The sequence below is a fragment of the Streptomyces sp. M2CJ-2 genome, assembly GCF_016757295.1.
GTDB lineage: Bacteria > Actinomycetota > Actinomycetes > Streptomycetales > Streptomycetaceae > Streptomyces.
Map to the genome: position 1 here is coordinate 1 of NZ_JAESIF010000096.1, position 18,482 is coordinate 18,482.

General features: G+C 68.7%; 17 protein-coding genes and 4 pseudogenes. 9 read left to right on the forward strand and 12 right to left on the reverse strand.

The features are described 5' to 3' along the window. The coding region (locus tag JL475_RS35020; RefSeq protein ID WP_202282247.1) for a hypothetical protein at positions 1–786 on the forward strand (786 nt) is incomplete at its 5' end. A gap of 105 nt (positions 787–891) precedes the next feature. On the opposite strand, the pseudogene JL475_RS35025 reads toward JL475_RS35020, so the two are convergent. Continuing rightward, positions 892–1,044: pseudogene (locus tag JL475_RS35025) on the reverse strand (GNAT family N-acetyltransferase); the annotation flags it as partial. On the opposite strand from JL475_RS35025, the pseudogene JL475_RS40705 reads away from it, so the two are divergent. Continuing rightward, positions 1,045–1,119 (forward strand): annotated as a pseudogene (locus tag JL475_RS40705) (transposase); the annotation flags it as partial. A 109-nt stretch (positions 1,120–1,228) separates the two neighbouring features. On the opposite strand, the gene JL475_RS35030 reads toward JL475_RS40705, so the two are convergent. Continuing rightward, positions 1,229–1,540 carry a hypothetical protein gene (locus JL475_RS35030; RefSeq protein ID WP_202282262.1) on the reverse strand — a complete coding sequence of 104 codons (312 nt, stop codon included), beginning with the start codon at positions 1,538–1,540 and terminating at the stop codon, positions 1,229–1,231. Positions 1,541–1,651: 111 nt separating this feature from the next. Between JL475_RS35030 and JL475_RS35035 the strand changes: the two genes are divergently transcribed. Then, entirely contained in the window at positions 1,652–2,635 is a 984-nt protein-coding gene (locus tag JL475_RS35035) for a GlxA family transcriptional regulator (protein WP_202282248.1), read from the forward strand. Between the two features lie 448 nt (positions 2,636–3,083). On the opposite strand, the gene JL475_RS35040 is transcribed toward JL475_RS35035, so the two are convergent. Continuing rightward, positions 3,084–4,193, reverse strand: a complete 1,110-nt coding sequence (locus tag JL475_RS35040) for an epoxide hydrolase family protein (RefSeq protein ID WP_202282249.1) — start codon at positions 4,191–4,193, stop codon at positions 3,084–3,086. A gap of 99 nt (positions 4,194–4,292) precedes the next feature. Here JL475_RS35040 and JL475_RS35045 point away from each other — a divergent pair, with 99 nt between their 5' ends. Beyond that, positions 4,293–4,769 (forward strand): MarR family winged helix-turn-helix transcriptional regulator, encoded by a 477-nt coding sequence (locus JL475_RS35045; protein WP_202282250.1) that lies wholly within the window; start codon positions 4,293–4,295, stop codon positions 4,767–4,769. Positions 4,770–5,143: 374 nt separating this feature from the next. Further along, positions 5,144–5,242, forward strand: a pseudogene (locus tag JL475_RS40710) (alpha/beta hydrolase); the annotation flags it as partial. On the opposite strand, the gene JL475_RS35050 reads toward JL475_RS40710, so the two are convergent. Continuing rightward, positions 5,242–6,318, reverse strand: coding sequence for a peptidoglycan-binding protein (locus JL475_RS35050; RefSeq protein WP_202282251.1), 1,077 nt, complete (start codon positions 6,316–6,318; stop codon positions 5,242–5,244). The pseudogene JL475_RS40710 and the gene JL475_RS35050 overlap by 1 nt on opposite strands. A 336-nt stretch (positions 6,319–6,654) precedes the next feature. Between JL475_RS35050 and JL475_RS40715 the strand changes: the two are divergent. Further along, a pseudogene (locus tag JL475_RS40715) lies at positions 6,655–6,753 on the forward strand (DUF6191 domain-containing protein); the annotation flags it as partial. Between the two features lie 65 nt (positions 6,754–6,818). Then, positions 6,819–8,990, forward strand: a complete 2,172-nt coding sequence (locus JL475_RS35055; RefSeq protein ID WP_202282252.1) for a TerD family protein — start codon at positions 6,819–6,821, stop codon at positions 8,988–8,990. 159 nt (positions 8,991–9,149) lie between these two features. On the opposite strand, the gene bla is transcribed toward JL475_RS35055, so the two are convergent. Beyond that, positions 9,150–10,070 carry a class A beta-lactamase gene (bla, locus tag JL475_RS35060; protein ID WP_237409171.1) on the reverse strand — a complete coding sequence of 307 codons (921 nt, stop codon included), beginning with the start codon at positions 10,068–10,070 and terminating at the stop codon, positions 9,150–9,152. Between the two features lie 141 nt (positions 10,071–10,211). Between bla and JL475_RS35065 the strand changes: the two genes are divergently transcribed. Further along, positions 10,212–10,862 carry an ATP-dependent endonuclease gene (locus JL475_RS35065; RefSeq protein WP_202282254.1) on the forward strand — a complete coding sequence of 217 codons (651 nt, stop codon included), beginning with the start codon at positions 10,212–10,214 and terminating at the stop codon, positions 10,860–10,862. Between the two features lie 136 nt (positions 10,863–10,998). Here JL475_RS35065 and JL475_RS35070 read toward each other — a convergent pair whose 3' ends face one another. Continuing rightward, complete coding sequence (locus JL475_RS35070) at positions 10,999–11,991, reverse strand: phosphotransferase (protein WP_202282255.1); 993 nt, start codon at positions 11,989–11,991, stop codon at positions 10,999–11,001. 269 nt (positions 11,992–12,260) lie between these two features. Here JL475_RS35070 and JL475_RS35075 point away from each other — a divergent pair, with 269 nt between their 5' ends. Beyond that, a complete protein-coding gene (locus tag JL475_RS35075) occupies positions 12,261–12,818 on the forward strand; it encodes a hypothetical protein (RefSeq protein WP_202282256.1) in 558 nt (185 codons plus the stop codon). A 227-nt stretch (positions 12,819–13,045) separates the two neighbouring features. On the opposite strand, the gene JL475_RS35080 is transcribed toward JL475_RS35075, so the two are convergent. From JL475_RS35080 to JL475_RS35105, 6 genes are all read right to left on the reverse strand, one after another. Then, entirely contained in the window at positions 13,046–13,537 is a 492-nt protein-coding gene (locus JL475_RS35080) for a hypothetical protein (RefSeq protein ID WP_202282257.1), read from the reverse strand. Positions 13,538–13,733: 196 nt separating this feature from the next. Then, positions 13,734–14,384 (reverse strand): hypothetical protein, encoded by a 651-nt coding sequence (locus JL475_RS35085; RefSeq protein WP_237409174.1) that lies wholly within the window; start codon positions 14,382–14,384, stop codon positions 13,734–13,736. 386 nt (positions 14,385–14,770) lie between these two features. Next, positions 14,771–15,193 (reverse strand): hypothetical protein, encoded by a 423-nt coding sequence (locus JL475_RS40720; RefSeq protein WP_237409175.1) that lies wholly within the window; start codon positions 15,191–15,193, stop codon positions 14,771–14,773. A gap of 314 nt (positions 15,194–15,507) precedes the next feature. Next, on the reverse strand, positions 15,508–15,927 hold the full coding sequence (locus JL475_RS35095) for a hypothetical protein (protein ID WP_202282258.1): 420 nt from the start codon (positions 15,925–15,927) through the stop codon (positions 15,508–15,510). Positions 15,928–16,006: 79 nt separating this feature from the next. Beyond that, positions 16,007–17,818 carry an alpha/beta hydrolase gene (locus JL475_RS35100; RefSeq protein ID WP_202282259.1) on the reverse strand — a complete coding sequence of 604 codons (1,812 nt, stop codon included), beginning with the start codon at positions 17,816–17,818 and terminating at the stop codon, positions 16,007–16,009. 8 nt (positions 17,819–17,826) lie between these two features. Continuing rightward, complete coding sequence (locus JL475_RS35105) at positions 17,827–18,270, reverse strand: hypothetical protein (RefSeq protein WP_202282260.1); 444 nt, start codon at positions 18,268–18,270, stop codon at positions 17,827–17,829. Between the last annotated feature and the right edge of the window lie 212 nt (positions 18,271–18,482).

The window sequence follows — 18,482 nt, forward strand, 5'->3', positions numbered from 1 at the left end:
CGGGTGGCGGCGGCCGGGGCGGCCCTGGTGACGCTGGCGACGATGCCCGTGGGGGCGTACGCGCTGGCCGACGGGGACGCGGGCGGGAACACGGTGGCATCGACACCGCCGGTCCTCGCCCCGCCGCGGACGTCGGCGGCCCCGTCCGCGGCGCCGGCGGGGCCCGCGCGGCCGGCCACGAAGGACCAGCTCCTCGACGGGGTCACCTTCGGGCAGGCCGTCGACGGGCTGGAGAAGTGCCTCGCATACGACCGGTCGCACACAGGCGGCTCGTCCGACTTCCGCACGGACCTGGGCGCGGCCGAGGAGTACCGGATCATCCTGGCGATGAACAGCACCGGCGACTCCAACGCGCCCGGCGACGGCAGGTACGTCGTCGCGGTGAAGGAGCGACCGAAGCAGACCCGGTTGATCTGCACTGTGAAGGACGGCGAGGTAAGCGGCCTCAACACCAGCGTGGGCTCCGAAGATGTGCCGGGCGCCGGCCCCGTGATGGCCGACAGCAACGGCGGCAAGCTCTACCAGCAGTCGGTCCTCGACCGCGGCAACTGGAAGCTTCCGTTCCGATGGGGTGTCATCGGCACCGTCGAGCCGTCAGTGGCCCGGGTGACCGTCTCCTACGGCGGTGCCACCAGCCAGGCCGCCCTGGACCACGGCTGGTTCGTCGCCTCTGACGTCCTGGACCAGCAGGTCACCGTGGCCCCGCACATCAAGGGTTATGACGCCGACGGCAAGCTGGTCTACGACTCCGACGAGGACGAGAGCTACGAGAAGCGGCTGCCGTAGCACCACCCGGCCGGGGGCGCCGCACAGGGGACGGCGCCCCCGGATCTCGGCCAGCGGTGCGGCACGGAGGCCTTTCTGGTCGCCGGTGCGGATGTGGCATTCCACGAACCCCAGCTTCGCCGCGAGGCGCATCGAGCGGTCGTTGGCGGTCTGGGTGCAGAGCACCACCGGCTCGCCGGGAAGCGCGTCGGCGAACCAGTCGAGTGCCGCCGCGCACGCCTCCGCGGCATACCCGCGTCCCCACGCCTCCGGCAGGAAATCGACTGGTCGATGGTGAGCGTGGACTCCACCTCCTGCCGAGCCCACCAGCATGCCGCCGGGGCCCGCAAGAGACGCCCGCGGGTGCCGGGAAAAGGAGGGCCTACACCTTCCACGGCACCGTCACGGTCGCCGCGATCCGGCTCCGCTCATGACTCGCACGGGCAGGCCCTCAAGAGCAAGCTCAGACGCTGCCGCGTCTTTCGACGACGAGGATACGGGCCTCCGGCGCCGGGTGGGCGACATGGACATCGCCAGGTTCGACACAGCACACCCGGCCCGGCGTCAGACGCTCGACACGCTCGGCGCCATCCGCCCGGTAGTGCATGTCCACCGCCCCGTCCAGGACGACGAACACTTCGGGGCCGTCGTTGACGTGCCACTTGTACGGTCGGTCGGTCCAGTGCAGCCGAACCGTCGCGTCCTCCACGGCCGCGAGATCGATCGCGCCCCAGGGGCGTTCTGCGGTGAATGCGGCAGCGTCGATGAAACGCATCAGAGTAGTTCTCCCTGGTCAAGGGCCTGGAGGCATCCGGTCCGTCCATCGTGCAAGAGGGTCTTGATCACCGCGATAGGCAGAAATGACGTGAGGCATAAGATTTCTGCCATGCACCACGTCGTCGCCCTTGCACTTCCCGGGGTCGTCGCCCTCGACCTCGCCATTCCCGCGCAGGTCTTCGGTGCGCCCGGGTCCCCCGGTCTCTACCGGTTCAGCGTGTGCGCCGCCGAAGCCGGGCCAGTGACCACGTCCACCAGGTTCGATCTTGTTGCGCCCCATGGGCTGGAGGTCCTGGCTGCGGCCGACACGATCATCGTGCCCGGCTACGCGCCGCACGATCCGCCCGTACCCGCAGTGATCGAAGCCCTGCGAGCCGCTGCAGCACGTGGCGCGCGCCTGGTCTCGGTGTGCACGGGCGCCTTCGCCCTGGCGGCGGCCGGTCTCCTCGACGGGCGCCGCGCCACCACCCACTGGCTGGACGCCCCCGACCTCGCCCACCGCTACCCAGCAGTCGACGTCGACCCCGCACCCCTGTACATCACCGCCGGCTCGGTCCTGACCAGCGCCGGATTCACCGCGGGAATCGATCTGTGCCTGCACCTGGTCCGCGAAGACCTCGGCGCGGACACAGCCGCTGAGCTCGCCCGCCTACTGGTCGTCCCCGCCCACCGTGAGGCCAATCAGGCCCAGTACATCTCCCAGCCCCTGCCCACCGACAGCACCGGAATGGCCGACGTGTGCGCTTGGGCCCTCCAGCACCTCGACCACTCACTGACGGTGGCAGACCTGGCCCGCCGCGCCTCGCTCTCCCCCCGCAGCTTCGCCCGCCGCTTCACAGCGGAAACCGGCACCACGCCCCTGCGCTGGATCAACGCCCAGCGCCTCCAACACGCCCGGCGCCTCCTGGAAACCACTGACCTCAACGTCGAGGAGATCGCCCGCCGAACCGGCCTGGGAACCGCAACGAACCTCCGCCTCCACCTCGCCCGTGAAGCCCAGACCACACCCACCGCCTACCGGCGCGCCTTCCAACGACTCCCCGCTGCCGAGCGCCGATCACGCCAGCGACGCGAACCAGAGGTGGTCACGTGATCCGCCGGACAGGCCCTGGCGCACGCCGCCTGCCGGAGCGGCAGCCGCGAACGCGGCCGACGCCGTGGCCGCCTGCCCCGGTTCGGCGCGAGCCGGTTCTCCCAGGCGGAGCGCCGAAACGGTCCCGGTGACACCCTGCCGGTGCGTGCCGTGTGGCGTACGGCGCGAAGTGGTTCACCCGGGTGACGAAGAAGGGCTTGCCCGGCTGCGCCGCCTGTGGGCTGTGGAACAACGGATCGACTCTCCGACGGCAGGTGGGCCGGGCAGCCAGGCTGCTGACCGGTGGCCCGAACTCGTGTGCACGAGGGCAGCCGAACCCGGGACGGGTGTTCACACCCGACTCACCCGTCCGCCGGCGGACCGAATCCCCCTCCAGGGCCGCCTGGTGCAGCTCTGCGCTCTTCGCGTGAGCGACCGAAGTCCGGTGGAGGAAGAGCTGCGGTACCTCTCAGCGGGCGGCGACCCGGTCGTCGTCCTCGACGCGGGTGAGGAAGAAGTCCCGGACGTCCTCGGCCAGCAGCTCCGGCACCTCCATCGCGGCGAAGTGGCCGCCGCGCTCGAACTCCGACCAGTGTCTGATGTCGTACAGCCGCTCGGCCAGCGGTCGCACCGACTGCGTGATGTCGTGCGCGAACACCGCGACGCCGAGCGGCACCGGGCACGGCTGCTGGTCCCCCCGCGGGGCGTCGTGGTGGAACCGCGCCGAGGAGGCCGCCGTGGCGGTCAGCCAGTACAGCGAGACGTCGGTGAGCATCCGCTCGTCGCTGACCGGCGTGGCGGGGTCGGTCCACTGTGCGAAGCGCTCGGCGATCCAGACCAGTTGGCCGACCGGCGAGTCGGTCAGCGCGTAGCCGATGGTCTGCGGGGTGAGGGCCTGCAGAGCCTGGTACGGCGGACGGTTCGCCATCAGCTGCCGGATCCTGTCCAGTCGGGCTTCATCCGTTTCGGACAGTTCGATGCCGGCATCAGGGACCGGCCGGGTCGGCAGGTAGTTGACGTGCACCCCGACGACCTGCTCGGGTGCCACCGCGCCGAGCGCGATCGAGATGCCCGCGCCGAAGTCGCCGCCCTGCGCGCCGTAGCGTTCGTACCCGAGACGGCGCATCAGCTCGGTCCAGGCCCGCGCGACCCGGACGGCGTCCCAGCCGCGCTCGTGGGTCGGCCCCGAGAAGCCGTAACCCGGGATGGACGGAATCACCAGGTGGAAGTCGCGCGACAGCGGCTCGATCACGTCGAGGAACTCCAGGAACGAACCGGGCCAGCCGTGGGTGAGGACCAGCGCGAGCGCGTCCGGCTTCGAGGAGCGGACGTGGACGAAGTGGATGTTCTGGCCGTCGATCTCGGTGGTGAAGTGCGGAAGCTCGTTGAGCCCGGCCTCATGCGCACGCCAGTCGTAGCCGGTGCGCCAGTACTCGGCAAGCTCCTTGAGCCGCGCCAGCGGGAAGCCGTAGTCCCACCCGGCGTCGGCGACCTCGTCGGGCCAACGGGTGCGGGAGAGGCGGTCGGTCAGGTCGTCGAGGTCGGCCTGGGGAATGTCGATGCGGAACGGCTTGATCACGGTCTTCACTCCAGGGGAATTCGTTCGCAACTCAAACGTTCGTGACACTAACGAAGGTAGGCTGTTAGTGGCACTAACACAAGAGGTGGAGGATCCCCCATGAGCCCGACCCCCGACCCCACCCCGGCCCGGCTGCGCGCCATCCCCAGCCGCCTGCTCGCCGGGGCCGCGGTCGTCGCCGACCGGCTCGTCAGCGAGCGCCTGGCCGCCGAAGGCGCTCGCAAGTGGCACTTCGCCGTGCTGGTCGCGCTCACCGAGGCCGGCGCCGCCAGCCAGGCCGAACTCAGCCGCCGCACCGGCATCTACCGCAGCGACATGGTCGCCGTCCTCAACGAGCTCGCCGACACCGAATGCGTCCGCCGCGAACCCGACCCGACCGACCGCCGCCGCAACGTCATCACCCTCACCCCCACCGGCCGCCGCCGCCTGGAGCGCCTCGACACGCTCATCGCCGACGCCCAGCGCGAACTCCTCGCCCCCCTCACCCCCGCCCAGCAGGACGAACTCACCCGCCTGCTGGACGTCCTGACCGAGCACCACCACCCCCCGCACCCCCGCCCGCACGACGCGCGATAGCCCGTCCACCCGCACCGCCCCGAGCCTCGCCCCCGCCACCGACGGCGCCTCGGGGCGGTTCTCGCCGGCGCCCGGCGCGGTCCTTCCCGACGGAGACGCAGCCCTGTGCCGATCGGACGCCGGCCCGTCCGGCAGGTGCGAGACCGACTTGTTCCAGGAGGTGGTTGAGCCGCATGGCGAAGCGCGCACGGGGCGGCCGTCGGTCGGTGATATCGCGCGGACGCGGTCGGATGCCGCGTGGTACGTTCGGCGCCGCCGTGCGCTGCTGCGAACCGAGGAGGTGAGACCGATCAACGCTGTGGCAGGTCGGGGCTCCCTCCTTCGCATGGTCTGGGGAGTGCCCGCAGAAGGCATCCCGAAAGGCTCAGAACGCCATGCGTTTCAGCTCTGAGACGTTGTCCGACGGCGTCCGCGAACAGCTCTTCACCCTCGGCGAGATTCCCGGTGTGCTGTGGTCGCCGGAAGGTGCCGCTCACGCCGGCGCGGAGGGGAGCGGGCTCGTGCTCCTCTGGTAGTCGGGGGCGTGGACGGGCGGGCTCTGGAACACCAGCAGGGACAACCAGGTCTGCACGTCCGACCGGCCGCTCGGCACCAGGCCGTGGCTGCGCTGGAAGAACCTCAGGTCGTCGGCGGTCGCCGCGGTGAACCTCCCCGACACCTCCGTGCCTCCCTGGCCCGTGTTGTTCAGCAGTTCCTGGAGGGCCAGGACCGCGTGGCCCTCGTCGCCCGGCCCGAGTTCCCTCACCAGTTGGGGCCAGGTGTGCTTGCCCACCTTGCCGTCGGGCGACAGATGCCTCCTGCGCTGGAAGTCCATGACGGCTTCCTGGGTCTCGTCCGTGAAGAACCCGTCCGCCTTCACCTCGTACTCCTCTTCCCTCAGCAGGTGCTGCAGGGCGCGGCCACGGGCGAACTGGTCCCCCTCCTCCTTCAGCAGCAGCGGCCACTGGAGCGCCTCCTCGGCCGGCGCGCCGCTCGCCGGTGCGGCACCGGCCGCCGCGCCGTCGGCCGGTGTCCGGGGGCCGGGGGCGTACTGGTCGCGGACCACCGTCCCGGCGACGAAGGCCAGCACCACCGCCGTGGCCACCAGGGTCAGCGCCGTCCACCGGGACCGGCGGCGGTTCGGGGCGCCGGGCCCGTCCGTGCCGTCGGCCGGGGCGCCGCCGTACGCGGTGCCGGTTCCTCCGGTGGGCTCCGGCCCGTGGCCGGCGACCCGCTGACGGCTGGTCTCCTCCAGTGCCGCCCGGCACAGCTCCCGTGCTCGCTCCAGTTCCGCGGCCGGGGCGCGCAGGTGGGTGTGCAGCGTCTCCACCACCCGCGGCGGGGCGGTCGAGGTGTGCTTCGGGTTCAGGTAGCGCGAGAGCGTGGTCTGGTCGATACCGACCTTCGAGGCCAGTGCCTGCTGGGTGGGCCGCGTGCCGCCGGGTGCGTTCCCGGCCTCCTCCCACCAGCGGCGCAGCAGCCACGCCAGCTGCACCCCCGGCCGTCGCTCCTCCGGCCGTCGCTCTCCCGGCCGCCGCTCCCGGTCCCGGCCCTTCGGCTCGTGCGCCATGTCTGTGTCCCTCCCCCTCGTCGTGCGGAACGGCCGACGTCCCGGCGCCTGCATCGCCGCATAGCGGCAGGTCAGCCGCGTGCATCACGGCAAGCTCGGGTGCATCGGCCCATAGCAGCGCAGATCGTAGCGAGGGCGGGCGAAAGGTCCGGCGTCCTCGTCCCGGGCCGTCCGCGTCCCCTCTGCGCCACCGGACGTGCCGCGTCCCCGTGGTGAGGCCACCCCGGGCCTTGCGCGCGGCCGCGCCGAGAACCGGCACGGGGAGTACGCGTTCACCTGGAAGAGTGCCGGGACGGTGCGCTCCCGGAACGCGTCGCTCACCCATAGGTGGGAAGAATGCGCGACGACGAGGAGGACGGGGCGCCGCCGAACCGAACGACGGTGGACCTGGACGGAGGGACCGCGGTCGTCCGGATGCCGTCGGCCGCCCGGTAGGGCCTTCGACGGCGCGCACGAAAACTCCGGTGCGCCGTCTCGAACGCCTCTGCGATCATCCCCGAATGGCGCACAGTCTCGAATCGCTGGTCATCCGGCACACCCGCCGCCTTCCCTCCCCCGCGGGTTCCGCCGGTCAAGGAGCCACCGCCGCACGGCAGTTCGACGCGGCACTGACGTCCGTGGGCTTCAAGCTCTCGGCGGAGCTGCTGGAGCGGCTGTCGGGGCTGTCCGAGGCCGCGGTCCTGCACACCGCCAAGCGGACGCTGCGCACCGTGAGCGAGATGGTGGGCGACCACGTCCGGCACAACTCGTACTTCATCGACTTCCCGGCGAACGTGCCGGACACCGAGGAGTTCTGGACGCGGTGCGTGGCGGAGGCGCTCGGCGACGACACCTCGCGCGAGAGCGTGCTGACGCAGCTGGCACACGGGGCGCTGAACCTGATCGGCCTCCCCACGTACGGCCGTTACCAGCACACCTACGAGGAGATGCTCGCGGCGCAGGACGAGCTGATCGCCTCGGCGGGCGACCGGGTGACCGTGCTGCACCTCGGGCGGGGCCTGGACGACGAACTCACGGACCTGTACCTGGCCCTGGCGGGCAGCACGACGCCCCTGGGCGAGGAGCACCTGTGCGACCTCAGGACCCTCGCCGAGTGCTGCGCGCTCGGTCCCCAGCCGGAGTCGATCCCGGTCCGGGAGAACCGGGCGGTCGTCAACGAGGCCCGTCTCGCCGTCGGCGCGGACCTCCTGCTGGACACCGTCACCGACGTGCTGCGGCTGGCCTGCGCGCTGTCGGGCGGCGACGTGACGCTGCAGGAACCGACCCGGTTCCGGACCCTCCCGCGGCCGGCCCGCCGTGCGCTGCTCGCGGGTCTCGACGCCGTGGTCGCGGCGAACCCCGCCAAGCTGGCCGACGTGCACGCGCACCGCGAGCCCTTCAAGCGGCTCGGTGAGCGTCTCCACCCGCACGAGTACCCGCGCCGGCCGCACGCCGCCGATGTGTTCGCCGTGGCCCGGGGCGAGAAGGAGGCGCGCTCCTTCGACAGCCGCGTCGAGGAGCTGCTCGGCGCGTCCGACGTCCTCGGGGCGGTGCGGCTGCTGACGTCCGCTCCCGGCAAGCTGTTCCGCGCCCTGGACCTCCTGCTGCGCAGCGCCGCCGACCAGGACGAGCGGGACGCGGTGGTGGCCGCCGCGGCGCGGGTCGCCCCCGAGGTCTCCGGCCGGGTCGTGCTCTCGGTCCGCGAGCACTTCCAGAACCGGGAGCGGGAGACCGGCGCACCCCGGATCTTCGTCAACCGCCGTGGCCGCGGCCGGGCCGCCCCCGACGCCCGGCCGCCGGTCCCCGCCGCCGACCGCGACCGGCTGATCGCCGCCCTCGACGCCGAGCTGCGCCGCAGGCTCCCCGCACCGGACCGGCTGCTGCTCGACCCCGACGTCCTCGACGTGGCGCTCCCGCTCAGCGGCAGGGCGACCGCGGCCGGGCTCGGCGTACTGCCGCGAGGTTCGCTCTCGGCGGTCGCGGGCGAACAGCTGCGCTTCTTCGTGTACTGGAAGCAGACCGAGCGCCGGACCGACTACGACCTCTCGGCGCTGCTCCTCGACGCGGACTACAACACCCGCTCCTGGCTCTCCTACACCTCCCTCAGGGATGTCGGGGGCAAGCACTCGGGCGACGTCACCCGGGCGCCCGACGGGGCCTCGGAGTTCATCGACCTGTCCCTGGACCGGGTACGCGGCGCGTTCATCGTCCCGCAGGTCAACATCTACGACGGCGAGGGCTTCGAGGAGGTCGAGGAGTCGTTCTTCGGTTTCATGCTGCGCGACGGCGAACAGCGGGGCCGGCCGTTCGAGCCGCGCACGGTGCGCATGAAGTCGGAACTCCGCGGGGCGGGCCGGGTGGCGCTGCCGCTGGTGTTCCGGCGCGAGGACGACGGCCGGTGGCGCGCGAAGTGGCTGCACCTGTACCTGAAGGGCATCTCGTCGGCCAACCGGGTCGAGCAGAACCAGGTCTCGGTGTCCAAGGTGGTGCGTGCCGTCGTGGAGCGCGAGCACCTGACGGTGCGGTACCTGGTCGACCTGATGTCCGGCGACACCACGGCCGTGGACCTGTGGGACGGCGGGCCGGTCCCGGACGAGCCCGTGACGTACATCGGTCTCGAACGTCCCGAGGGGCTGCACCCGGACTCCCGGGTCGTCACCCTCGAAAACCTGCGCGACGTGGTCCCCGGCTGAGTGCTAGCGTTTCCCACGGCGAGGCCATGAAGGGGCTTCCTTCTCAACTCCTTTCCTGAACAAGTCCTTTCGCTCTCCTCGCCCTCGACATCGCTCCGGGCGGTGCCGCGCTCACCGCGCGAGCACCGCCCGAGCCGTTTCCAGACCCTGTTCCAGGCGTCAGGTGAGTGCTCTCGCCAGGAGGGTGGCGGTTTCGGCGATCAGCGGGTTGTCGGGGGAGGCGTCGGGCTCGTGCTTCGTCGTGAGGACCGCCATGACGAGGGGTGAGCGGCCCGGGGGCCACGTGATGCCGACGTCGTGGTTGGTCCCGTACATCCCGCCCCCCGTCTTGTCGGCGACGGTCCAGTCGGAGGGCAGACCGGCTCGCAGTTTCGCACCGCCCGTGGTGTTGGCGAGCAGCCAGTCGGTGAGCCGTTCGCGGTCGCCGGCCGCGAGTGCGGTGCCGAGGACCAGACGGGCGTAGGTCCCTGCGATGGCGCTCGGGGTGGTGGTGTCCGTCGTGCGCCACGGTTCGGCGGAGTTCAGTTCGGGCTCCCACCGGTCGAGCCGCGTCGTCCTGTCCCCGATCGAGCGGCAGAACCGGGTGATCGCGGTGGGTCCTCCCAGCTCCCGGAGCAGGAGGTTTCCCGCGGCGTTGTCGCTGTGGCAGATGGTGGCGGCGCACAGTTCCGCGACCGTCATGCCGTCGGCGAGGTTCTCCGGCTTGCCGGTGACCGGTGCGTAGCCGGAGTCCGTGACGTCTTTCCCGGTGTAACGGATGCGCCTGGCCAGGAACTCCCCGTCCCGGTCGAGGTCACGCAGCACGGCCGCGACGGCCAGTGTCTTGAAGAGCGAGCAGACGGGGAAACGCTCGTGCGCGCGGTACCGCACCGTCCGGCCGGTGGCGGCGTCGCGGGCGTAGACCCCCAGCCGGGCGGAATGCCGCTGTTCGAGCTCTCTCAGCCGGCGCGTGATCTCGCTGCCGCCCTCGGGGGTCGACGCGTGGGCGTTTCCGCTCGCGGGTAAGGCGGTGGCCAGTGCTGCTCCGGCTCCCAGGGCGAGTACTTTGCGCCGGGACGAGGGCTTCCCCACGGTATCCAAGATCATCCTCTCCTCCGGTCAGGATCTCCACTGCCGTGAACGCCCGTCCGGATCACCTGGTTCCGTCCGAGGGGAAGATCGCCGAGGCTCCGGCAGGGAAAACCCGTACCGTGCCGACCGGAGAGGGCGGAGACTCTTCCCATGGCCGACATGGGGGCGTTCCGGGAAGCAGTCGTCGCGTGGGATGCCGGTGGGCCGGGTGGGCCCGCGCGCGAGCTGGCGGCGCGGTTGCCCGTCCGGGCGGTCGTCCTGCTCGAAGGGCCGAGCGATGCCGCGGCCGTCGACGCACTGGCTGAGCGGCGCGGGCGGGACCTGGAGGGCGAAGGGGTCTGCGTCCTGCCGATGGGCGGTGCGATGAGCGTCGGGCGCTTCGCCCGGCTTCTCGGGCCGTCACCCGGCCTGGGCCTGCGCCTCACGGGACTGTGCGACGTGAGGGAACGCCGCTTCTACGCCCGCGCCTTGACCGGTGCGGCGGTGACCGGTGCGGCACAGCCGCAGCGGTTCTTCGTCTGCGCGGCGGACCTGGAGGACGAGCTGATCCGCGCGCTGGGTGTGGCACGGGTGGAGGAACTCGTCCGGGCCGAGGGCGACCTGCGCGCCCTGCAGACGTTCCTGCGCCAGCCCGCGCAGCAGGGCCGCACCCCGCAACAGCAGCTGCGGCGCTTCCTCGGCACGAAGAAGGGGCGCAAGATCCGCTACGGCCGCGTCCTCGTCGAGGCCCTCGAACCCGACCGCGTACCCGCCCCGCTCGACGACCTGCTCGCCGGCCTCTTGGCGCATCCGTCGACTTGACTGCGACCTGGGGTCGGGCGGACCCGTAGCGGGCCGCTCCCCCGTGGACGGGAAGAACGGTCCGACCGCCGTCCTCCCCTCCCGGCCTGCGCCGGTCACGGGTCCGGGCCCGGGCCGTGGGGAACTGTCCGTTCGGTCATGCCGACGGCAGGAGGGCCAACGCCTCCTTGGCGTTGTGTTCGGCGATCCCCCGCATCGCCGCCCGGTGCGGGAAGTCGCCGTCGAGGAGGCGCAGGGGGCCGGCCACCAGGGAGAGACGCATGGCGAGCATGTAGAGGTCGAGCCGTGCCGGATCGAGGCCGGGGCGGGACAAGGCCGGGTACCGCTCACCGAAGCGGAGCCGAAGGAAGACGTGCTCCCACTCGACGTCGAAGAACATCAGCCCCTCGATGTCGATCAGGACCGGGTGCCCGGAGGCGTCGACCAGGACGTGGTCGGGCCCGAGTTCGCCGTGGATCAGTCCGTGGCTCGTCCGAGGCGGGACGCCTGCGGCCAGCTCCTGGAGGCGGTCGCGCAGAGGGGCCGCGGCTGACCCGATCCCGGGGTCCCGTCCCGCCGCGTACGCCAGATCCTCGAGGGCACGCTCGAGAACCAGCCGCTCGCACGGAACACCGCTCGCCCTGTCGCCCCGTTCGAGCACGTCCACCCTGCCGTACCGCCGACTGTGCTGCCGGTGCATCACGTCGAGCATGGCGGCCAGCTCGCCCAAGGCGTCTGTTGCGCGGGTGGGGTCCGTCGCCAGAAGCGCTTCGAGGGTGCCACCGGCCACGTCCTCGACCACCGCGACGTCCGCCGGGTACCGCCGGCGGCTGTCGTCGGCCAGGAGCACCCCGGGAACCCGGACCCCGAGGCGGTCCAGCCTCCGCTGAGCGGCGAGGAAGGAGACCAGCCCGGAGGCGGGGGCGAACGGGTGGGCCGCGTCGGCGTCTTCCGAACCGGGCCAGAAGTTCTCGGACTCGGCCCAGCTGTACACGATCACACTCGCTGCCCGCGGTCCGTCGACCCGGACGCGGTAGACCCCCTTCTTGCTCCCACCTCGCAACCGGTCCACTGCGACTATGTGGAACCCGGATCCCAGCGCCTCATGCACGATCCCTGACAAGGCTTCTTTCTCCGTGAATTGACGCATCCGGCGACCTTAGCTTCGGCCCGGCGGGGTGTGAGGCCGCAGGTGCGGTGACGGCCGGGCCCGGGCCGGGTGTGTGAGTCTTGCCGCGGGTTCGCCGGCGGTCGCAGAGGGGGTTGGTACAGGTGGGCTCGCCTATTCAACTGTCGTCAGTTCCCCCGAAGAGTCCCGCTGCCGCTGCCAGGCTGTCGCCTCGCCCCCGGAGCCTTCCTGCGGAGCTTGAGTACCCGTGCTCATGTGGCCGACGCCGCCTCGTTCGTACGGTCGAACCCATGAGGAAGACCGCCACGATCCTGGCCCTGCTGCTCGCCGCCCTGACAACCGCGGGCTGCTCCGTGCTGGAGCGGGAGTACCCCTCCGCCGACCCTGCGACGCTCTCCCAGCGCCTGACGGACCGCGCGCAGTGGGCGTACGACGGCATGGCCCTGCCACCCCACAAGGCAGTGAAGCCCGTCCAGGTGATCCCCGGTCACAGCTGCTACGCGGGCGGCCTCAGCATCGATAAGACTCTGCCGGACGTCGTCACCTTCGACCTCAGCTGGACGGTCGAAGACATCCCAGCCGATGTCGCCCGTGCCACGGAGGCTCGCCTGCGGCGGAAGTTCACCTCGGCGGGTTGGACCCTCACCCACGACAGCAACCGTCGGGGCAAGAACTTCTTCGAGCTCGGCTTCCGCGTCCAGGACCCGGCGACAGGCGACCAGTTCGACCTGGCGTGGAACGAGCTGACCACCTCCCTCTTCCTGTCGGGCTACACCTCCTGCGCGAAGGTTCCCCAGTCGGCGGCCGACAAGCCGTCACCGAAGACCTGGACACCGCAAACCGCCTGACGCGCCGTACCCCGAAGCCCTCGACGGGCGATCCGGAGAAAGGAAGTGATACTGCCGGGCTTGTGTATCAACTGCCACTATTTCTCTGGAGTCCCACCTGGCGGTGACCGCCAGGTGGTCTCCATCTGCGGCCCGGAACGGGGCGCTGCCAGGCTCGGAAACCGACTGACAGCTTCAGAGGCATCAGAAGAGATGTCGACTCTCGACGGCATGCGCGCCGCTGCGGTTCAGCCTTCGCTCGCCGACGTCGTTGGCGAAGGGAAGGAAGTCGGGCTGGTTGCCGACCAGAAGTCAGATCGGACGTTGGGGTCCGGGATGGATTTTCCTGCATAGTTGGGACCGGCCGTATCTACTGTCGGCGGCGACACCGAGGACTTGGCGACGCATGGTGTGGCCACCTCGAAGAAGGCTTGGCCGTTGCCGCCGATAAGAAGGCGCACGCGGAACTGGTCGGGCGTCTCGAAGTATGTCGCAGGGCTCTTGGCGCTCCGGTTGACACCGAACTGTCGGTACCCTTCAGCTTTCCAATAGCGTTCCACCACCCCGAGGAAACTTCCCCTACGTTCTGGGGAGATAACGGTCATCACCGCACGACGCCGCGACACGTCACAACTGCCCTCGGTCGACTCACCGTGGGTCCAGTGGACGGCGGGCTCAATGGCAGCGAACGTCCCGTCAAGGATGACGTCCGCATGATCGGCCGCCTCTTGCATGGTCATCTGCGTACCCTGCTTCTCGGGGGAGGATCCGGACTCGGCCGACCCGCATCCGGCGAGTAGCAGAACTAGCGCGGCGACTGCCCTACGGGAACTCTGTCTCACGGAATTAGCACGCATCACGCTTGGAGCGGGACTGTCGGCATGCCCCTAAAACATACCCCCGCAGGGTGATGGAGACGACTTTCCTGAGTCATCGTCAGCCCGCCGACGCCGTTGGCAAGGCCGAGGAGATCGGCGTGGTTGACGACCAGAAGTCAGAATGAACGTTGGGACGAGGAATGGGGTAGTCGTAGTCGGGACCGTTGGCTGGAGTTGTGGGATCGGCAACCTCGGACGGTTTGACACACGGGGAATCAACCTCGAAGGCGACCTGCCCTGCACCACCGACGACAAGGGAGACACCAAACCCGTCAGACGATTGAGCGAAAATGGCTGGGAATTTCTCACTCATGTTCACAGACTTGATCATGTACCCGTTCTTCTCCCAGAAGCGCTGCAAGACTCCAAGAAAGTTCCCTCGGCGCTCCTTGGAGATGATGGTCATCACCATGCGCGAGCGAGAAACATCGCAACTACCCCCAGAAGTCCCGCTATGAGTCCAGTTGACTTCAGGCTTGATTGCGTTCAGAGTCGCGTCAAGCATCGAATCAGCGCGTTCACCTGCCTGCTGCATAGTGATATCCATGACCGCTCTATTATTTCCTGGAGCGCGCTTTGCAGTGTTGGGCGCCACGTCGCAGCCGACCAGCATGACAGCACCTAATACGGCAATTACAGCGGCCTGATTGCGCAAGCCCTGAGAACCCTGGTCCCAGAATCCGCTGTACCCGTCAGATTCGCTTTTCATGATGCTCCCGAGGCACCGCACCGATCGTAACAGCGACGCGCACAACGCCGATGATGGACGGGGAGACCCGGGCCACGCTCCCGTCCTGGGTATTACGGGCGACAATCGAGAAAACACCAACCTCTGGTGAAACGTGCACGCTCCATCCTGCGTTCTTGAAGAAGTTCCGCGCACGTGCCATTACCGTCACCGTCTCCTCTGCCGTGAGCGGCCGAGTCGACCAGGAGTGGTGCGAGTACGTGTCCTGACCGTCCTGGTAGGTACCGATGCCCTCTCCGTCCCGTGCGGCTGCGTGTGGTACCCGGAGCGCGTCGTAGAGGCGGCTGGAGTGGTCCAGGACACGGCGCTCTGCCTGCTCGTCAGCGACAGTCCGGAGGGAGGCAGGGTCAGCAGTGGCTACTGTCGTCGGCGAAGCATGGCGAGGTCACACTGACGGACGCCAGCCCCTCGGTCTTCGCCCGGTCGACGACTCCGGTGAGTGCGGTCATCCAAAAATCGTCGGGCACGGTACGCATGCTGACGGACGGGAAAGGGGCGGACCAGTCGGCGTCCGATCCCTGGAACTCGTACCCGTGCTTCACCCAGACGTCCCGAGCCTGGCGCACCAGCTTCTTCGCCGCATCCCCTGGCACATCAGTCAGCTGGTACGTGATATGGACTTGCACGCGCTCGCCGGTGGCATGGTCGTCAGCGAGGCAGGGACCGACCGACCGTAGCCCCGTTCGCTTGAGCGTCGGCTGGGGCGACATGCCGTCCACGGCCTGGTGAATGACTTCCTCCGCACGCTTGGTTGCCTGCTGCTCGTCCATGGTGACCTGCTTCGATGGTGTCCTGCTGCTCGTGTTCCCGGACTGCCCCGACCCGCACGCCGCCGTCCCGATCGTCATGGCCAGTACGACGGCGACAAACTTCACCTGGGACTGCCTCACGGAGTTCCTCCAGTCACGATCCTCGCCATGTGGGTCAGGGAGTCACCCTCCCAGTACTGGGAGTGGGCGGGCATCAGGCCGTCCGTGCCCGGCGGCCTCACCCACAGGAAGCAATGCAGCGAATCCCGACCCGAGGTGTTGCTTCAACGAATTGACGTCACCGACCCCTGGCCGCTGATGTGGAGACGAAACGGTCAATTGACCCGGTAGCAGGCCGATTGAACCGTTACCTCGATGAGTGAGGGGTCGTCACTGTACTTTCGTTCATCGAGCAACCGCACATCCACCGCGTACTCCTGGCCTTTGGACTCGGCGACGATCTGCGGGCTCTTGGCGGGGCTGCCGTCCACGCCGTCCTTTACGATCTCCCAACCTTCCTTCGGCAGTCCACTACGGAGGCGGTCCATAGCATTTTCCATATCTGATACGGGGACCTGGTACACACTCCACGGGTGGCGTACACGGTAAACTTCCTCATCCGAGTCATATTCCGCACATCGAACGGTCACTGCGCCGACATCCGTCACCTTTCCCTTGATTTCCATCATTTCCAAAATTCGGCTGGATGCCTGCTCAACCTGCGTCTTGACGGTTTCCCCGTCACGTACTTCCATGTCGACTGACTCGCTTCCCTGCGAACAAGCGACCAGGAAAACACAGGCCGCGACGGCATACGTAAATTCTGAAAATCGCCTATTCAAGTTCAACCCTATGATACTTGCCGGTGATCACAGCGGCCTGGTTGCGCAGACTCTGAGATTCGTCATCCCAGAATCCACTGTGCCCACCCGAGTCGCTCTTCATGATGTTCCCACCGAACGATTCGTCGGTCGGAATGGTCAGGTTGTCGCCAAGGCCCATCAGGCGGCCGCCTTGGCGGACGAACTGGTCGTCCCAAGGCCCTCCCATCGCCCAGACATGGTTCGCGCCTGCACCCAGGTCGGCCGCACGGTCCGCTTGGACGCCAGGGCTCCCGGCGAAGATGTAATCGTCGACGGCTTCAGGATCACTCCAACTTGCGGACTGCGCCGATACGCCGACAACCGTGCTTCCGTAACTGTGACCGATAACCGTGGTGTGGGCGGTGTTTCCCGACGCGCTCTCATGGGCTTCCCTATTGCCTTGGAGGAACTCGTACAGGCGCGGACCGCCTTCTTCCGCGTATTTTCCGTTAGTGGCTTGCGGGACGATGCTGTCTGGGGCGTTGTAGTCGAGCCAGGTGATTGTGGAAACGCTCTGGCCCGGTGAGAGCTTACTGCTCTCCGCCCACAGCTTCTCCCCGCGACCGATGTCTCCGTGATCTCCGCCTTCCCCTATCTTTTCGAGGCCGGCGTAGGTTCCGGGCACATAGACGGCTACATGGTCAGCCGTATCCGGATTACCATTGGCGATGATGACCTTCCCGTCGTCCAGCCCTTTGGGGTCGAATCCGAGTAGGTATGCCTCGGGTAGACCTCCTACACCGGTCCGGTCGAAGCGGTCTTGAATGTAGCCCATACCCTTGAGGGTCTGATTCAGCTGCGTGTAGCGGTCCCCGTACTCTCTGTGCCAGTCCATCCATTCGTCAGTGTGCACCTTGGACAGGTATGGACCCGCCGTGATCCACGTCCACTCATTGGCGGGAGGCTTAGGTATCGAGTCCAACTCCATTTGAAGTTGTGCGCGCGTCTCGTCGAAAACGATGCGGTTGGCCTCGTCCCGGATTGTGGACGGAAGTCCGTTCAGCTCTCCCACGGTTTTGGGGTTGGCAGACATCCATGCGGTCCGCTTCTCCGCACTGAGCTCCTTCCACCACTCCGCGTTCTCCTTCGGACTGCCGTCCTTGGGCGGTTGTGGCAGTGAGTCGAGGTACTTCCTGCCGGCCTCGGTCACGCCCTTCGTGTCCGAGGACGTGTCGGCCCAGTCCGCGTCGGAGACGGTGAGGTCGTCGTCCGCCTTCAATGCCCGCAGCTTCGGTGCCCATTTCCCGTCGGCTTCGGCCGCCTCCTTGAGGGCGGTGGCGATCAAGTCGGCGCAGTCCTGTGCGAGGCGGTGGTGGGGGTTGGGGTCGAAGTTGGCTGCCTGACGGCCGACGGCGGAGGCCGTGCCGCCTGTCAGGCCGCTCACCGTGCCACCGCCAGGGATCTTGCCGTCCTCGCCCTTCTCCCCGCCGGGCGGGTAGGTGACCGAACCGTCGGAGTTCACGGTGAGGTTCGCCGCCCTGGCGTTCCCCAGGGCCGTGTCGAGTTTCCGCTTGGCCGCTTCCATCTCGTACGAGAACGCTTCGAGAGCGGTGCTGACGAGGCCGCACTGCGCTTGGATGTAGTGGAAGTTCTGGCCCAGCTTTTTCAACTGCTTGACCGCCGCAGTGGCGGCCTCGCCCTTCAGGTGGTTCCGCATGGCCACGGAGATCTGGTTGTCGATGCGGTCCTTGGCCGTGCTCGCCATGTCGGAGGTGCTGCGGTAGCCGTCGGCCGCTTCGGAGTACTCGGTCGGCTTGAGGGCCTTGAGCGTTGCGAGGTCCATGACGTCTGTTACCGCCCCTTGCCTTGGCCGCCGACAGCAGGTGTGTCCGCGTACGCCACCTCAAGCTTGGCGATCTCCGCCTCGACCGACTCGTCCGTCTGACGCTGGTCGTTGCCCGCCTTCACCAGCAGGCCCGAGAGTTTTCCGCAGCGCCCGCTGACGTTCTTGACGTAGGTCTCCCACGAGGCGTGGACGTCCTTCTGGGCAGCGGCGGTCAGGCAGCCGGACTCCTTACCGAGTCCCGTCTGGCCGTCCTTCAGCTTCGCCGTCGCCTTGCCGATGTCCTCACGCAGCGAGCCGATGTCCGTACCGGCCTTCGTCCAGGCCGACCTGTTCGAGATGAGGGTGCCCGTACCGCCACCGGGGTCTGCCGGTAACTGGTTGAGCTGCATCTGCGCGGACTGCCGCTCGGCCGCTGCGGTCTTGAGCTGCTCCCATTCGTCCCACGCCATGCGTGGTTCCCCCCGTTTCCTGTCACTCGCTGCCGAGCGGATGTGGATGTGCGCCCGTAAGGCAGTGGTTGTGGTCGAGAGGAACGGTAACGGCCCGTCATCATGCGCCTCATCCGTATCGGCCACCACTGTGCCTGAGCCTGGATCCACCGCATGACGGCCGGCTGCGGAAGGCGGAACGAGAAGAGGTGCCCGCTGACCTGCGATGATGG

Excerpts from the sequence above, each read along its gene's own strand:
- JL475_RS35030 (WP_202282262.1), bottom strand. The coding sequence starts at position 1,540 with ATGCGTTTCATCGACGCTGCCGCATTCACCGCAGAACGCCCCTGGGGC.
- JL475_RS35035 (WP_202282248.1), top strand. The coding sequence starts at position 1,652 with ATGCACCACGTCGTCGCCCTTGCACTTCCCGGGGTCGTCGCCCTCGAC.
- JL475_RS35045 (WP_202282250.1), top strand. The coding sequence starts at position 4,293 with ATGAGCCCGACCCCCGACCCCACCCCGGCCCGGCTGCGCGCCATCCCC.
- JL475_RS35050 (WP_202282251.1), bottom strand. The coding sequence starts at position 6,318 with ATGGCGCACGAGCCGAAGGGCCGGGACCGGGAGCGGCGGCCGGGAGAG.
- JL475_RS35055 (WP_202282252.1), top strand. The coding sequence starts at position 6,819 with ATGGCGCACAGTCTCGAATCGCTGGTCATCCGGCACACCCGCCGCCTT.
- JL475_RS35065 (WP_202282254.1), top strand. The coding sequence starts at position 10,212 with ATGGCCGACATGGGGGCGTTCCGGGAAGCAGTCGTCGCGTGGGATGCC.
- JL475_RS35070 (WP_202282255.1), bottom strand. The coding sequence starts at position 11,991 with ATGCGTCAATTCACGGAGAAAGAAGCCTTGTCAGGGATCGTGCATGAG.
- JL475_RS35075 (WP_202282256.1), top strand. The coding sequence starts at position 12,261 with ATGAGGAAGACCGCCACGATCCTGGCCCTGCTGCTCGCCGCCCTGACA.
- JL475_RS35080 (WP_202282257.1), bottom strand. The coding sequence starts at position 13,537 with ATGACCATGCAAGAGGCGGCCGATCATGCGGACGTCATCCTTGACGGG.
- JL475_RS35085 (WP_237409174.1), bottom strand. The coding sequence starts at position 14,384 with ATGAAAAGCGAATCTGACGGGTACAGCGGATTCTGGGACCAGGGTTCT.
- JL475_RS40720 (WP_237409175.1), bottom strand. The coding sequence starts at position 15,193 with ATGGACGAGCAGCAGGCAACCAAGCGTGCGGAGGAAGTCATTCACCAG.
- JL475_RS35095 (WP_202282258.1), bottom strand. The coding sequence starts at position 15,927 with ATGGAAGTACGTGACGGGGAAACCGTCAAGACGCAGGTTGAGCAGGCA.
- JL475_RS35100 (WP_202282259.1), bottom strand. The coding sequence starts at position 17,818 with ATGGACCTCGCAACGCTCAAGGCCCTCAAGCCGACCGAGTACTCCGAA.
- JL475_RS35105 (WP_202282260.1), bottom strand. The coding sequence starts at position 18,270 with ATGGCGTGGGACGAATGGGAGCAGCTCAAGACCGCAGCGGCCGAGCGG.